This window comes from Stratiformator vulcanicus (assembly GCF_007744515.1).
Classification (GTDB): domain Bacteria; phylum Planctomycetota; class Planctomycetia; order Planctomycetales; family Planctomycetaceae; genus Stratiformator; species Stratiformator vulcanicus.
In genome coordinates this window covers 2,777,567-2,794,549 of sequence record NZ_CP036268.1, presented here as the reverse complement: position 1 = coordinate 2,794,549, position 16,983 = coordinate 2,777,567, and the positions used below count along the sequence as shown (strand labels likewise).

The following is a 16,983-nucleotide window of genomic DNA, read 5'->3' as shown; positions in this document are numbered from 1 at the left end:
ATTTTCGCGAGAGCCTCATGGCGGGCAACGCAGCTTCTTACGATTCTAAAATCGAAGCGAAGCTCGACCAAATCACGCTCGATGTGATGAAACGGATCGAGCGCGGTGAAACGGTCGACCGCGCGGAGCTGTTGGCACAACATTCCGACCTTGCCGACGAATTGTCGGAGTTTTTCGATGATTTGGAATCGGTCGATCAGCAGACCCGATACCTGAAGTCGGCAATTCAAGGGGCGGACTCGAATCGACAAGTCAGTCTCGAAGAGTTCCGGCAAGCGGCTGTCGAAGCGGGAACTTCGACGCTGGACGACTTTCAATTTGGTGCCGTCATCGCGCGAGGTGGGATGGCATCGGTGTTTCGAGCCTGGCAAAAGAGCTTGGAACGACCCGTTGCCGTTAAGGTGATCGCGACCGATCAGTTCACGTCACCGGCGGACCAGGCGTTGATTCAGTTTGAGGCTTCGGCCACCGCGCGATTGACTCACCCTCATATCGTGCCGATCTATGAAGTCGGGACGGTCGGGCGATTCCACTATTTTACTATGAAGCTGCTCGAACGAGGCAGCCTCGCGGACCGCATTCCGGAATATGTCGGCAACTATCGCAAGATCGCGGAGTTGATGGCGAAGCTGGCCGAAGCGGTTCAGTACGCCCATGATCGCGGTATTCTTCACCGCGATTTAAAGCCCTCCAACGTGCTGATCGACGCCCGTGACGAACCCTGCATTACCGATTTCGGTCTCGCGGGGAAGATCGGGGGTAGTGACGAAAGCTTCCCGGGGCGGATTATCGGAACGCCGCAATATATGGCGCCGGAACAGGCGGCGGGGACAGAGGAGGTAACAACGGCGGCCGATGTCTATTCCCTCGGAATGACGTTGCTGGAATTGCTGACCGGAACAACGCCTGCGTTCTCAGACGGAAAAGTCACTGAGGGTGAAGATGTCATGCTGCGACTTCCGGTCGCGGTTAAGGAAAAACTTAAGCGTGTCCCCCGTGACCTAATTGCAATCTGCGGAAAGTGCCTGCGGTTTCAACCTGAACGACGCTACGGCAGCGCTGCTGACTTAGCCGAAGATATTAAGCGTTGGCTGGGCGACTTTCCGGTTCAAGCCCGGCGGGCGACGGCAGCAACCCGCCTTGGAAAATGGGCGAAGCGTCGTCCACTGGCAGCCAGTTTCGGTTTAATTTCAATATTTAGTATTGTCGCCGCCTATGCCGGTATTTCATGGCAGTGGCAACGCGCTCTCGTAGAGCGGGACCGCGCGGAGAGCGCTTTCGAAGTCGCCGAACGTCGCAATTATATTAATTTGATCGGCCTGGCCGACCGGGAATTCGAGCTGGGAAATATTGCTGCGGCTCGGGAAGCGCTGAATGACTGCGATGAGAGCCTTCGGCGATGGGAGTGGCACTATCTGCAATCCCGGACACGCGGCTTATTTCCGAAGGTCGTCCAGTCCCACGAAACGGGTCTACTCTGCGTTGACGTTTCGTCGAAGCGGGGCCTCGTTGTCGGCGGGAGTCGAGGCCAACTCAAACTCTCCGCAATCTCCGGGAAAGGCGAGTCGGCGGTGCTGCAAGACTCCACGCGAGACATTCACGCCGTCGCATTTGACGACGCCAATGATCAACTTCTCGATACGCGGTCTACGAGATACCTAAGAATTTGGCGTGGCGATGGGAGCGAGTTGCTGGCCGAAAAGCAACTCCCTTGGAATCGAACAGAGTCAATGAGTGTAGACGATTCAACCGGACGGGGACTAATGATCGGTGGTTCGAATCCCGACCAACTCCCAATCTTCTTCCAGTATGCAACTTGGGACGACGGCTGGGAGGTGGAATTAGAGATATCTCAGTCTGAACCCAGCTCTTCGACTTCCGGACAATTAATGCCGGGGGCCGATGCAGCGATTATCGCGGTCGGGACCGATTTGATGCTGGGAGGATCGAATGGAGCTTTAACATCCTTCAGCGAGGTTTCGGCCCACCAAACCCCAATTCGCGACATCGCGATCGCTTCGCCGATTAACCGAATTGCCTCGGTCAGCGAGACGGAAACGGTCATTTGGAGTATTACAGGACAGGAGCCACTATATTCGATCCCCGAGGGTGGGGTGGCGGTTGAGTTCTTAGACAAAGGACAGCGACTTGCCGTCGCCGGCTCCGGACGGTCGATTCAACTGCGTGATGTCAGTGACGGCGAACTTGTGCTTTCGCTTCGAGGTCACTCCGATATCGTCACCGCACTGGCCTTCGAGCCGACTTCGCGTACGCTGCTAACCGCCAGTCGGGATCGGACCGTGAGAGCTTGGTATGGTCCGGTTGAGACTTCGTCCGTTCCGTCGCCGCTTCGTCAGACTACGGTCGCGTTGCCACACTCAGATGTCCTTTCGTTATCCGGGTTTCAACTCGATCGCACATTGCTGGCGATTCCCTCGTCCGGCGATATCGCCGTCGGAGTCTGCCGTGACGGCAACGTCAGAGTTTGGGACAGCGAACTGGGTTCTGTGATTCAAACGATGGCACCGGCTGTCGAAATCGAGAATCTCGCAATCGCGCCAACCGAACAGCATGTCGTATTGGTTCGACGTGACCGAGTCGTCGAGCTACGCACTTTGCCGGCATTAAAACTCGTCGAGCGGGTCGTGCCGCTCGACATCGAGGCGACACAATTGAACCGCGGTGCGTATTGGGATGTCGCTGGCGATCGACTCATCACCTCGACCGGGCGCACACGAGTCATTCATCGCATCGCGACGGGCGACTCCAAAGAGTTTTTCGATGAAGAGAATTTCGAAATCTTTGGTTCGGTCGGGTCTCCTGACGGACAGCGGTTTGCCGCAACCGACGAGCGACACAACGTTCTGTTAATCGACGGCACGCTCGAAGTTGAGCGGGTATTGAACGGGCCGACCGGAGAGGTCCGTGTCGTGAAATTCAGCCCTGATGGGAAATGGATCGCCGCCGGAGGTTTCGACCGAAATCTTTATGTTTGGGAAATCGAAAGTGGTCGCCGCCACGTTGTCGCGGGAGGGCATGGACTTTCGATCACAGACCTCGCCTTCTCGCCTGATGGTTCGCAGATCGCGACATCATCGCAGGATGAGGCAGTGCGGCTGTGGGATACATTGAGCGGAGCAATGATCCGAGAACTACGCGGTCATACCGGGCCTGTTCTGCGAGTCCGCTTTACGGCAAACGGGGGTCGCCTTCGTTCTTTCAGTAAATCTGAAGGTGAAATCGCGGTTTCTACTTGGGAAATACCGTAGAATTTCAATACTGCGGCGTGGCCGCGAATCCAATGAGATTTTGGATTTTTCGCGCCCGCATCTCTTAGTAATTCCGCCTATTCAGCAGGGTGAGTTGAGATCGACCTGCAAGTCGCAGGATGCGATATGCCCCCCCCCCCCCTGTGGGCCTCTAACTGACAATCTGGTATGAGCTTACGTCAAATTACCCGTTTCGCTTCAGTGCAGACTGTCTGTGCGATGCTGGTGGTCGGGGCCGCGTCGGTGGGCTCGGCAGAGATTACGCGACAGCAGGAAGTATTTTTCGAACGGGAAGTTCGGCCGATCCTCATCAAGCGTTGCTACGAGTGCCATTCGGAGGACGCGGATTTTGCATACGGGAACCTGTTTCTCGATTCCCGCGAGGGCTGGATGGAGGGGGGCGACCACGGCCCCGCGATCGCTCCTGGTCAGCCAAAGAAGTCGCTGCTGATCGACGCGGTCCGGTATGAGCGTGAAAACTTCGAGATGCCGCCCGAGGGCAAGCTGCCAGAGAAAGAGATTGCGGCCTTGGTAAAGTGGGTGCGAATGGGCGCGCCCGATCCACGTACTGGTAAAGTCCGTGAAGTGGCTGAGGCGGACCCGAATGCAGGCTTGGATCATTGGGCCTTGCAGCCGCTCAGAAACTTCGGCTTGCCATCGGTTTCCGACACAGATTGGACGCGGTCTTCAATTGATCAATTTATTCTCTCGCGCCTCGAGCAAGAGGGAGTGGAACCGGCTCAGGATGCCGACGGACTGCAGTGGTTGCGTCGGGTCAGCTTCGATCTGACGGGCCTGCCGCCTGCGGAACGGATGGTCCAAGAGATCATTGCAAACGATTCGCCGGAAACGCGGGAGCAGCTTGTCGATGAGATGCTCTCGTCGGAAGCCTTCGGTGAACGCTGGGGCCGGCATTGGCTCGACGTCGCGCGTTATTCGGACTCGAACGGGTCGAGCCACAACGTGCCGTTTTACAACGGTTGGCGTTACCGCAATTGGGTAATCGACGCCGTCAACGCGGATATGTCGGTTGACCGGTTTCTCAAGGCGCAAATCGCCGGTGACCTGATGGAGGCCGGCAACCGGGAGGATCGCGACGCGAATGTGATCGCGACAGGCTATCTGATGTTCGGTCCCAAGGTGCTGGGGCTGTTCGACAAAGAAGAGTTAACGATGGACACGATCGACGAGCAAATCGATACGATCGGAAAGTCGATGCTCGGGCTGACACTCGGGTGCGCGCGCTGCCACGACCACAAGTTCGACCCCGTACCGACGGCCGACTACTACGCCTTGGCGGGCATATTAAGAAGCACCGTCACGCTCGACGGCCGCTGGGACAACCCGAAGGCCGACGAATCGGACTGGAGCCGCCGGGCAGTCGGGGACGCGACGGACGACGAGGTCCAGCAGTTCCTCGCCAAGCACAAGTTTAAACTTCGCGATTTACGCGGTGACGTGGCTCGCAGCCGCGGCCAGCTTGATGATCTCGCGATTGAACTGCGGGGGGCGATCCGCTCGGGAGACGACGCTTACGCCGCCGAAGTTCAAGGAAAAATTGAAAAGGAGCAAGCGAAGCTCGACAAACTTCTCACTGAAATGGAGCCGCTCGAGCAGCAAGAGCCGCTCATGGCCATGGCGGTGCGAGACGTTTCTGAACCGGCCAACGAAGCAATTCGAATTCGTGGCGAACCGCACAGCTTAGGCGACGAAGTGCCCCGCGGCTTCCTGAGCGCGGCATCGTGGGAGGGTCAGCCGACCGTCGATGCATCAGCGAGCGGACGCCTCGAACTCGCCGAGTGGATCGCTTCGCCGAACAATCCGCTGACGGCTCGCGTGTACGTGAACAGGGTCTGGCACTTGCTGACGGGGGCGGGGATCGTCCGGACTGTCGACAATTTCGGAATCCGTGGCGAAGAACCGAGTCATCCGGAACTGCTCGATCATCTCGCCACTGGTTTTATCGAGCATGAGTGGAGTCTGAAGTGGCTTGTTCGAGAAATCGTGCTCAGCCGGACTTACGGAATGGACACCGCCCACAACGAGCATGGCTACGCGGTTGATCCCGAGAACCGTCTGCTTTGGAAGATGAATCGCCGACGTTTGGGGCCTGAGTCGCTCCGCGACGGAATGCTTAAAATCGCCGGGCTCCTGGAGCGGGGGCGGGTTAATCAAGTTGTCTCGGAGTACCCGCCGAATTCGCTCGGCGGCGGGAGCCAGCCTGTCGAAATATCTGATGACAACCGACGCAGCATTTACATTCCCCTCATTCGCAACAGTCTTCCCGAATTCTTCGAGATCTTCGATTTCGCCGACCCACAAGTGACGACGCCGCAGCGTCCGGTCACGGCGGTCGCGCCTCAGGCACTGTTTCTGCTCAACAGTCCGTTCATGTTTAAGGCAAGCGAAGGGACCGCGCAGCGGTTGCTCGCTTCGCTTGATCAGCCGAGTGATGAGCAGCTGATCCGGCAGGCGTTTTTCGAAATCGTCAGTCGGCTGCCGACGCCTGAAGAGACCGCGGTTGCCGCGTCTTTCCTTAAGGTCGAGACCTCCGGTGGAGCGGCTGCTGAGGAAACCGATGGGCGTCTCAGCCGACTCACGTTGCTGTGTCAGGCGATCTTCGCCAGCACGCAGTTCCAATATCTTGACTGACTAATTTCTAAATCGAATTCTTAACGCCGCCCCAAACGACTGACGAATTCACTCAACGCGAACTTCGAATCGCTTAATTAAATATGAAAACTGCCTGCCACAACTTTGCCCGACCGATCAGCCGTCGCGATGCGTTGCGCACCTCGGCAGCAGGATTCGGCTATCTCGCGCTCGCCGGCATGTGTGCCGATGCGAAGGCGAAACAGGCCGCGCCCACCGGTCCGCTCGCACCGAAATCGACGCATTTTCCGGCTAAAGCCAAGCGTGTGATTTTTCTGTTCATGCACGGCGGGCCGAGCCAGATGGATTTATTCGACCCGAAGCCGGAGCTCAACGCCCGGCACGGCGAGAAGTTGCCGTTCGATTTACCGGGGCTAATTCGTCCTGATCGTCTCGGCAAATTGTTCGGTGTGAAGTGGAATTTTAAACGTCGCGGCGAGAGTGGCAATTGGGTGTCGGAACTCATGCCGCACCTCGCCAAGCAAACTGATAAACTCTGCTTTCTTAAGGGATTGCACACCGAGGGCGAAGCGCACGGGCAGGCCGTACTCCGCTATCACACCGGGCAGGCCAATTTCATTCGGCCGTCGATCGGCTCGTGGATGAGCTACGGCCTCGGGACGGAGAACCAAAATCTCCCGTCGTTCATCACCATCGATTACCCGATGATGCACGGCGGCGTGCGAAACTACTCGAACGTCTTCCTGCCCGCGGCTCACCAAGGGACACAGATTCGCGTTCGAGGCGAACGCGCCAGCATCCGCCACCTGCAAAACGACGAAATGTCGCTGGGCGAGCAGCGAGATCAACTCGGGGTGATCCAAGGACTCAGTCGACTGCACCGCGAGCGTGTGGGACGCGACGACCAACTTGATGGCGTGATCGAATCGTTCGAACTCGCCTATCGGATGCAGTCGGAAGCACCGCAGGTAATGGACCTCAGCGGCGAGAGCAAAGCAACGCGTGAGCTCTACGGCGTCGACGAAAAGCCGACCGATGCCTTCGGGCGGCAATGCCTGATGGCCCGGCGGCTCTCAGAAGCAGGTGTCCGTTTCGTGCAGGTCTCCAGCGGCTATCACTGGGATCACCACGGATCGATCGACAAAAACCTTCCCGAAAGCTGTGCCAAGACCGACAAACCGGTCGCGGGGCTGCTCGCCGATCTCGAATCACGCGGCCTGCTCGACGAAACGCTCGTCGTGTGGGGCGGCGAATTCGGTCGCACCCCGGTTGCCCAGATTGATCGCGGCAACGCCGGACGCGATCACAACCCGCATGGCTTCACGATCTTCATGGCGGGAGGCGGAGTGAAGCCCGGCGTTAGTCACGGCCAAACCGATGACTTCGGTTACCTCGCGGTCGACGGCAAGGTCCACATTCACGACCTGCACGCCACGATCATGCACCTGATGGGCATTAATCACAAAGAATTGACCTATCGCTACGCCGGGCGAGACTTTCGGTTGACCGACGTCTATGGACGGGTGGTTAAAGATATTATTGCTTAAGAAGCTCCCACAGCCCAAGCTGGTTAACGCACGATTCATTGATACCGAAAACGAATGATTCGAATTCTATCGACAATCTGCCTGATCATCTCGATCTGTTTCGCACTCAGTGAGCAGTCGGCAGCTCAAGATTTGCAGCACGGTTTTGCGATTAAGGCGCAGCCATTCTTAGAAAATTATTGCACGGGCTGTCACGGCAAGGCGGATGAGTTCCCCGAAGCCAACTTCGCGCTCGGCGAATTTGATTCGCTCGAGAAGGTCCTGATCGATCGTGAGATGTGGAAGAAAGCCCTCGACGAGATCGACTCGATGAATATGCCGCCCGAGGAGAGCGATAAGCCCTCCGCAAAGGAGCGGCACGACATGATGGTCTGGATCGACGACGTGCTTGCAGCGCCGGGCAAGAGCGGCGTTCGCGATCCGGGCGATCCCGTGCTTCGCCGGCTCAACCGGCTCGAATACAACAACACGATTCGCGACCTGTTTGATCTCGACAAGGACATCTATCCCTTTCCGGAACGGGTGCCGTTGCGGAGTCGCGATTACTTTCAGCCCGCCAAAGACAAAATGCCCGACGGTGTCAGTCTCAGCTGGTCGGAGAACGGCACGGTCAACCCGTTTCTCCGCAATGGCGGCATCCCCGGCGACAACAAGGCCGAACATGGTTTTTCGAATCGGGGCGACGTGCTTAATGTCTCCTCGCTCCTGCTCGAAAAATATATGACGCTCGCCGCCCGAATCGTCGAGCATCCGGAACTGCCCAAACAGAGCAAGCGATTCAAGCAATTGATCGACAGTCCCTCCGCAGGTTCCGAACGCGACGTCGCCCGGCAGAGACTGCAGTTCTTTATGAACGGCGCGTTCCGCCGCCCGGTCGAGAACGAAGAGGTCGACCTCTATATGCAGCTCTATGATCACGCGATCGGTCAGGGCAACGGCTTCGAAGATGCCATGAAGAAAGCCCTTACGGGCGTGCTGACTTCGCCGAGCTTCCTGTTTTTCATCGAGCCTTCGGGCATGACTGCTGATCCGGTCCGTCCGCTGGACGATTTCGAACTGGCGAGCCGGTTGTCGTATTTTTTGTGGAGCAGCATGCCCGATCAAAAATTGTTTGAGGCGGCGGCGTCTGGGAAGCTGCAGACGGAATCGGGAATCGAGGCGGAGGTCCGCCGGATGCTCGACGACCCCAACAGCATTGAACTCGCCGAGTCATTCGCCGTCCAGTGGCTCGATCTCAATACGCTCATCAGCGTCCGGCCCGATCGAAAGGCGTTTCGTAACTTCTATCGCGGCGAGAAGGCGACGCTCACGATGCCCTATATGATCGAGGCGCTGCTGCTGTTCGAGACCGTTTTGGCCGAGGATCGTAGTGTCGTTGATCTGATCGACCCCGGTTTCACCTATGTCGACGAATGGATTGCCGAAGTTTATGGCCTGAAGGATGAACTTCACGCGGCCTATCCCGAACAATTCGGTGAAGATGCCAAAAAGCTCGAAAAGAAACGAAAGTGGGGTAAGGCACCGAGTTTCTTTCGCCTGAAGCTCCCCGACGGCCGCCGCGGCGGTGTGCTCGGAATGGGAGCGACTTTAACGCTGACATCTTTTCCCGAACGGACCAGCCCCGTGAAGCGTGGAGCGTGGGTTTTGGAAACCGTCTTTAACCGTCCGCCGCCCCCGCCCCTACCCAATGCTGGAGAAATTAAAGATGTGGAAGACCCGTCACTAACGTTGCGAGAGAAGTTGGCGTCGCACCGCGACAATCCGGCTTGCGCGGGCTGCCACAATCGCATGGACCCGCTCGGCTTCGCCCTTGAGAACTATGACGGGATGGGCCGCTGGCGTGAGAAGGACGGTAAGCAGCAAATCGACTCCAGCGGAACACTCCTTGATGGCCGATCATTTGACGGGCCGGCCGAGTTTCGGCGACTTGTCACCGAGAGGCGTGAAATATTTGTCCGCGGGTTTGTCGAGAAGCTCCTGTCTTACGCCCTGGGCCGCCAGCTCGAATACTACGACGCCGCGACGGTTCGCGAGATTATGGAGGCGGCTCGCAAAGAAGACTATCGCTTCTCAACCATCGTCATTGAAATCACCAAGAGCTATCCGTTCCGCAACATTCGGAACGTAGAAAGCGAGCAGATATGAGCCGCTCGAAGTATCGCATCAGCCGCCGCACCGTACTTCGCAGCGCTGGCGTCTCGCTGGCCCTGCCGTGGATGGAAATGATGCTGCCGACACCGGCTCGAGCCGGTGTGCGCACCGGCGCCGGCGGCGCTCCGCAGCGGGCAGTCTTCATCTATACGCCCAACGGTGTTAATCAGAAGCATTGGCATCCTGAGAAGTCGGGCCACGACTACGAGTTGCCGTCGACGCTCGAGCCTTTGAAAGCACTCCGCGAAGACCTGCTGCTCTTTTCCGGACTCGACCGCACAATGCGTGGTGGTACCGGCGTCCATGCTCAAGCCGGCTGCTGTTGGCTGACGAGCTCGCCGCCGAGTGAAGCTCTCGACAACGGCTTCCCGACCAATGTCTCGCTCGACCAGTTAATCGCTCGGCAGGTCGGACGGGACTCTCTGTTTCCATCGATCGAATTGAGCTGCAACGATCGTAAGGACATCCGCGAGACGCGCTATTTCGAATCGATCTCTTGGATCGGTCCGGGTTACGCCGCGAACGTCGAGAAAGATCCGCGTCAGGTTTTCGAGCGACTGTTCGGCAATCCGGCCGGTGACCCGTCGCACAAAAGCATTCTCGACGTCGTCTCGCAAGACGCGAGGCGGCTGCGAACGAAATTGGGGCGGGCCGATCGCTTTAAGCTCGACGAATACCTCGACTCCGTCCGGTCGATCGAGAACCGCATTCAGGCGGCCGAAAAGTTTAAGGAACGCGATCTTGAGATTCCGATCGAGCGACCGAAGTCTGCTCCGGAGCGCCGCGGCGAGTATATTCGCCTGATGGGCGACATGATTGTTCTGGCGTTTCAACTCGACCTGACGAGAGTCGCCACGCTGGTCATTGATCCCGAGCGTTGGGATACGCCGCGGATGTATCACGGCGTATTTGATAAACCGCAAAATCACCACGTGCTGACCCACACAAAAGGGGATGAGGCCAAGGAGAAGCTGGCGAAGATCGACCGGTTTCACGTCGAACAGTACGCCTACATCGTCGAGCGAATGAAGCAGATTCCCGAAGGCGACGGCACGCTGCTCGACAACAGCGCCGTCGTGATGGGGTCCGGCATGGGCGACGGTCGCGTTCACAGCTATCGCGACCTGCCCGTGGTGGTAGCTGGCAAATTGGGCGGTCATCTGAAGACCGGCTTTCATCATCAATTTAAAGGCTATGAGCCGATCGCCAATCTTTGGCTTTCGCTACTTCAGGCCTCCGGCGTCGAAGCTCCTCGCTTCGCCGACAGTACCGGTGTTGTTAAAGAAATTATGGCGTAATTGAAATTAATCACACTGGAATGACTGGTGGCGTACTCAGACCGAAATAAACGGCTCAATTTCGCAGTCAATCCAGGTTGCGATTGACCTCGCAACTGCTTGGCCGTTTAGAAAATTATTGACTATCGCTGTCGTCCCACCGTTCTGGGACGCAGATTATTTTACTTTTTTCAGGGATTTTTACATCCATGTTTCGCTTCAGCGTTCCGACACTCTTAATTCTCGCTGCTCCAATGGCGTTCGCCGCCGACAAGTCGCTCAAAGAGCACATTCCTAACGGCGTCACCCCCGATCCCGCACAGAAGGCAGTCGTTGACGCCCTTGCCGCGCAGGTTTCACGCTGCGATGCCGTCTTTGACGATGAGGGTAATCTCGTCTCGCTCTTACTCTGCAACCATCAGGCGTTTAGCAGAACGAAACCGGAAACACGCCCCGGGGCCGACGACGCGACGTTTAAGAAACTGTCGGTCGTTCCGTCCCTGAAAGAGCTGCAATTGCTCAAGCAACCGCTGTCGGACGATGCCTTCGTTGTCCTCCAGCAGTGGCCCGATCTAAAGATTTTCTGTATCGAGAATCACAAGGGAGATGACACGGGCCGCTTCATGCTCAATCTTAATGGTCATAAAGAATTGGAACGTCTGGAACTAAAACATCTGTTCGGACTCGACGGCACCAAGGTTGATCAGCTTGACACGTTTCCGGAAATGATCCGGCTCGAACTCGACATCGCTTCGGCCACCAACAAGGCTCTGCCATTCTTGCGTCGCAACCCGCAAGTCGTCGACTTCGAACTTCATCGCACGACGATGAATAATGAAGAAATCGGCGAGGCCGTCGATGCACTGCCAAACCTCAAGCGATTCGCGCTCAAGCCGGGTTACGGCAAGAGTTTCGACCACCGCTGCCTCAAGCACGTCGCCCGCCTCGATCAGCTCACGTCGTTCGGCTTCCATCACTGGAAAGAGAAGATGTTTGTCTGGGAAGACGGCATCGAGCACTTGGCAAAAAATGATACGCTGACGCACGTCGAATGCTCGAAGAAGTTCTGGAACTCTGATGCGATGAAGCGGCTACGCGAGGCCAAGCCGAAGTTGCAGAACACTGGTAATCGGATTGTCGTCGATTCCGAGACTCTGCTGCCGGGCGACCGTAAATAGCGTCGGAGATTATCACGGCAGATCGGCAAATACGCTCGCCGAGAGTGCGATCATTTCATTCGAACGGTGCTGCAATACATTCGTAGAAGCTCTTGGCCTTTCGATCCCATGCTTTTGATACGAATTGCAGCTCAGACAGCAAATTCACGGATGGCGATTCTCGTCCATGCTTGACACGGATGTCGACGCACAAAATAGTGTTGATGTATCCTCCGCGGGCCAAATCCTGTTGTGCTCGCAACAAGTACCTCGCCGATGAGTCTGCCGATGTCTTTGCTCCGCTCTGGTTTCGCGCTTGCGATATTCCTTTCGACCACGCACTGCTTTGCGGCGGGCTCGGGTGAGCCACCCAATATCGTCTTCATCATGGTCGACGACATGGGAGCGGCCGACTTGAGCAGCTACGGCTCAAAAGTGTTGGAGACCCCGCGAATCGACAGTCTCGCTACCGACGGGATGAAATTCACTCAGGCGTATTCAGGTGCGCCTGTCTGTGCACCGGCCCGGTGCACATTAATGACCGGCTATCATAACGGCCACACGTCGGTCCGTGACAATGCCGACGGTGGCGTTCCACTGCTGGAAGAAGATATCACCATCGCCGAGCTGTTGCATAAGGCTGATTACGTCGTCGGCGGGTTCGGCAAATGGGGACAGGGCGACATCGGCACGACCGGAGCCGCCGAAAGGCAGGGCTTCGACGAGTTCGTTGGCTACTACAATCAGCGACACGCTCACAGCTATTTTCCACGCTATTTGATCGATACAGGCGAGAAATTGCCGCTCAGCAATCCGCATCGCATCAACGGCGATCGCGAAGGCGTTGATCCAATTGATGAAAAACTCAACGTGCGTCGGCAGTTTGCTCAGGATGTCATTTTTGATCGGACTTTAAAGTTCATTCGCAAGCACGCTGATGAGCGGTTCTTTTGCTACGTCCCATGGACGCCGCCACACGGATCGTTTCAGCTACCGAAGAACGATCCCCACTGGCTGAAATTTAAAGACAAGCGGTGGTCACTGAAGGCTCGTGGGCACGCGGCATTTTGCGAGATGATGGACGAACAAACCGGCGCGGTGCTCGACCTGCTTGATGAACTAGGATTGGCCGAGAACACCATCGTATTCTTCACATCGGATAACGGCGCTTCGAAGCGATTCGAAGGCGAACTCGATTCGTCCGGCCATTTTCGGGCAAATAAGGGCGAAGTTTATGAAGGCGGCATACGCGTCCCGTTGCTCGTGCGTTGGCCGGGCCATATTGCGGCCGGGTCGAATTCTGACTTGCCCACCTACTTTCCGGACGTAATGCCGACGCTTTGCGAGTTAGCGGGCATCGCTGACGCGCCTCCCCAAAATATTGACGGCATCAGCATTGTTCCAACGCTCGTCGGTCAAACCGATCGGCAGGAAAAGCACGAACACATGTACTGGGAACTTAAGCAAGAGCGCGCACTGCGAAAGGGGCAGTGGAAGGTAGTCCGCGACGGCGCTGACGCTCCTCTGGAACTATTTAATCTGGAGGATGATCCCAGCGAGGCAAAGAATCTCGCCGAATTGCATCCGGAACTTGCCGCTCGCCTCGACGAAAAGATGAAAAACGCACGCGTCCCCGCCCGGCCGCAGATCGGTCCGGAATATCCGGAGGGAAAACGATGGCGATAACGAGACTCCTTTGTGTCGCCGTTGTTATTTCAACCGTTGTCGCCGCGATGCATGCCACCTCGGCCGACGAGATTCAGGTTCGCCCAACCGAGGCCCGTCCGATTTTGCTTGGAAATTGGGCGGACCCGACTGTCCTTAAGGACGGCGAAGATTATTACATGACGCACTCCAGCTTCAATTTTGAGCCTGGGTTATTAATCTGGCATTCGAAGAATCTGCGCGATTGGAAGCCGTTGACACATGCCTTACAACGGGCGGACGGCTCAGTCTGGGCGCCGGAATTGGTCAAGCATGAAGGAACTTACTACCTCTATTACCCGCTGACTGATTCAGTTTGGGACATCTTTGTGACGACGGCGACCGATCCGGCCGGACCATGGTCGGAACCGAAGCGAGTCTTCGACAAGTTAATCGACCCCGGACATGTTGTGGCTCCCGATGGGTCTCGCTATCTGATGCTCAACGATGGCAAATACGTTCGCCTCAGTGATGATGGAACACGGGCAACGACCGAATTAAAGTCGTTCTATAACGGCTGGAAAATCCCCCTCGATTGGACGATCGAATGCGAGTGCCTGGAGTCACCGAAGTTTACAAAGCATGACGGATGGTACCATTTGACGAGCGCGATGGGAGGCACTGGCGGACCCTCGACGAGCCACATGATTGTCGCGGCACGGTCTCGGACGCCGCTCGGGCCTTGGGAAGAGTCGCCTTACAATCCTATTGTCCGAACGTGGGATCGTACTGAAGCATGGTGGTCTAAGGGGCATGGTACGCCGGTCGAAGGTCCTGGCGGGCACTGGTGGATGATGCTGCACGGCTTTAAGAACGGACAACGGACTCTCGGCCGAGCCACGCTTGTTGAGCCGCTGGAATGGACCGATGACGGATGGTACCGCGTTCCTGATGAATGGCCCGAAGAGTCGCTTCCATGGCGAGCCGTAGAAGTCGACCCGAGCGATGAGTTCGAAAGCGAACAGCCAGGTATTTTCTGGCAGTTTCATCGCAAATGGGAGCATGACCGAATCAATGTCTCCGATGGAGAATTAACCTTGAAGGGCCGAGGTGCTGATCCGGGGCGCTCTCGTCCTCTCTGCTCCTATACCTTCGACGAAGCTTACGAGATCGAGACTGAACTCCGCGTCGGCGGTTCAGGAACGGCAGGCATAATACTCTTCGCAAGCCCGGGATCGCTGATCGGGATGCAGGTCGACCGCAATGGCAGCGTCAGTCGCATCCAAAAAGGCTTCCGAAAACCGAATCGCGTCCAATCAGTCGAGACGCCGCAAGACTTCTTAACGCTCCGCATCGTCAACGATCGACAGGACGTCAGCTTCTGGGTGAAAAACGCAGACGGCGATTGGAAGAATCTGTGGCCGAGTGCCGAAGTCTCGAAGGGCGGGACACTGCGCCCTGCCCTGTTCGCAACGGGTGAGTCAACAGCGAAATTCAAATACTATAGATATCGGCCGTTGCGCCGCGAATAATATTCTGAGATTCGACGGGTCACAATAATGTCGCTTCGTGTTCTTCTGGCGGTCAACGTCGGGTTTCTGCTCTTAAATTCACGCGCCGGTATCGCAGGCGATTCCCGTCCTGACATCGTCCTGATCATGATGGACGATATGGGCTTCTCCGATATCGGCTGCTACGGCTCTGAGATTCGGACGCCGCATATTGATTCGCTCGCTGCGGGGGGCGTGCGATTCACTCAGTTTTATAATGCGGGCCGGTGTTGTCCGACCCGCGCGGCATTGCTGACCGGTCTCTATCCGCATCAGGCGGGGATCGGCTACATGGAACCGACGAATAAGTACAATGGACCGCTGGTCGGGCGCCAAGGGTTGGAGGAGTACAGCGGATACCTCTTGCCGAGAACCGCCACCATCGCGGAATGTCTTAAGAAGGCGGGCTATCAAACCGCTATGGCCGGGAAGTGGCACGTCGGACACCGGGACGGACAGCGGCCGACCGATCGTGGGTTTGACGAATTCTTCGGTATTTGGGGCGGCGCATGTCGGTTTTTCAATCCTAAGCGTCATCAAATTAAACTTCAGGATGAGCCGTTCTGGCCGCGACCCGATGACTTCTATACCACCGACTATTTCGCTAAGTACGCCGCGAAGTTTGTTGGAGAGGCCAAAGCGGATCAGCCGTTTTTTCTTTATCTTGCCTACACGGCGCCTCACTGGCCGCTGCACGCGTGGCCGGAAGACATCGCGAAGTATCGCGGCAAATACCGCGACGGTTGGGATGTGCTGCGCGAATCGCGAATGCATCGGCAGCGCGAACTGGGCCTCTTTGCAGACGACGTGACACTGTCGCCGCGTCACGAAGACAGCTACGACTGGTCCGAGGCCGATCAAGACGAGATGGACCTGCGGATGTCAGCTTATGCGGCGATGATTGATCGGGCTGACCAGGGCCTTGGCAGGGTTCTTAAAGCGTTGGAGGAACGCGGCACGCGAAAGAACACGTTAATCCTATTTCTCAGCGACAATGGAGGATGCGCGGAACCGGTGGGGGCTGAGAAAAAAGGCGTTGCGGGGCGACGGGGATCATACGTCGGATACCTGCTCCCGTGGGCGAACGCGAGCAACACACCGTTCCGACTGTTTAAGCACTGGGTTCACGAAGGGGGCATCGCGACACCGCTCATTGCAAATTGGCCGGAGCGTATTCCTCACGGGTATATTAATCATGATCAGATCGGGCATGTGCAAGATTTGTTACCCACGATACTCGACGCAGCCAACGCTGAGGCGTTGAGTCGGCGGGATGGAGTCGACGTTCTGCCGCCAGAGGGGCAGTCATTGCTCCCCGCGATGAATAGTGCAGGCACTTCCACCAATCGCCGCCTCTTTTGGGAACATGAAGGCAATCGGGCTGTGCGTGATGGGCGTTGGAAACTTGTGTCTTATTACAACGAGGTCCACGAGGAGGGCAGCGTCGTCGGCACCGGTCCTCGAACGGGAGCCTGGGAACTTTATGATCTCCGGACTGATCGCACCGAACTGAATGATATTGCTGCACAACAGCCCGAGTTAGTTGCCGAACTCTCGAAAGCTTATACAACTTGGGCTGATCGCTGCGGGGTCGAAGATTGGGAAAAACTGCTGGCCATCGGTGGCTATGATCAATTTGAGAAGGATGTTCCGAAGTGATGACGTTCGGCTATATCCGGCCTACGCTGCGGATGGCTCGGACGCCTTCTTTTCGTTGATCCAAAAAATCATTGTTCGATCGTAGTGTCGGCAATAACGCCCAAAACCTTGGTGAG

Annotated in this window: 9 protein-coding genes; all 9 read left to right on the top strand. The window is 56.8% G+C overall.

The genetic code is table 11. From position 1 onward, the window contains the following. Positions 1-17: 17 nt before the first annotated feature. Positions 18-3,269, top strand: a complete 3,252-nt coding sequence (locus Pan189_RS10950) for a serine/threonine-protein kinase (RefSeq protein WP_145363959.1) — start codon at positions 18-20, stop codon at positions 3,267-3,269. Between the two features lie 168 nt (positions 3,270-3,437). Continuing rightward, a complete protein-coding gene (locus Pan189_RS10945; protein ID WP_145363958.1) occupies positions 3,438-5,921 on the top strand; it encodes a PSD1 and planctomycete cytochrome C domain-containing protein in 2,484 nt (827 codons plus the stop codon). Between the two features lie 83 nt (positions 5,922-6,004). Continuing rightward, positions 6,005-7,429: a DUF1501 domain-containing protein gene (locus tag Pan189_RS10940; RefSeq protein ID WP_145363957.1), complete on the top strand. Its 1,425-nt coding sequence runs from the start codon at positions 6,005-6,007 to the stop codon at positions 7,427-7,429. Between the two features lie 54 nt (positions 7,430-7,483). Further along, entirely contained in the window at positions 7,484-9,574 is a 2,091-nt protein-coding gene (locus tag Pan189_RS10935; protein ID WP_145363956.1) for a DUF1592 domain-containing protein, read from the top strand. Then, positions 9,571-10,878, top strand: coding sequence for a DUF1552 domain-containing protein (locus Pan189_RS10930; RefSeq protein ID WP_145363955.1), 1,308 nt, complete (start codon positions 9,571-9,573; stop codon positions 10,876-10,878). The genes Pan189_RS10935 and Pan189_RS10930 overlap by 4 nt, the downstream gene beginning before the upstream one ends. A 188-nt stretch (positions 10,879-11,066) precedes the next feature. Then, positions 11,067-12,035 (top strand): hypothetical protein, encoded by a 969-nt coding sequence (locus tag Pan189_RS10925; protein WP_145363954.1) that lies wholly within the window; start codon positions 11,067-11,069, stop codon positions 12,033-12,035. A 267-nt stretch (positions 12,036-12,302) separates the two neighbouring features. Next, positions 12,303-13,700 carry an arylsulfatase gene (locus Pan189_RS10920; RefSeq protein WP_310820327.1) on the top strand — a complete coding sequence of 466 codons (1,398 nt, stop codon included), beginning with the start codon at positions 12,303-12,305 and terminating at the stop codon, positions 13,698-13,700. Next, complete coding sequence (locus Pan189_RS10915) at positions 13,691-15,190, top strand: family 43 glycosylhydrolase (protein ID WP_145363952.1); 1,500 nt, start codon at positions 13,691-13,693, stop codon at positions 15,188-15,190. The genes Pan189_RS10920 and Pan189_RS10915 overlap by 10 nt, the downstream gene beginning before the upstream one ends. A gap of 27 nt (positions 15,191-15,217) precedes the next feature. Then, a complete protein-coding gene (locus Pan189_RS10910; RefSeq protein ID WP_145363951.1) occupies positions 15,218-16,867 on the top strand; it encodes an arylsulfatase in 1,650 nt (549 codons plus the stop codon). Positions 16,868-16,983: the final 116 nt, after the last annotated feature.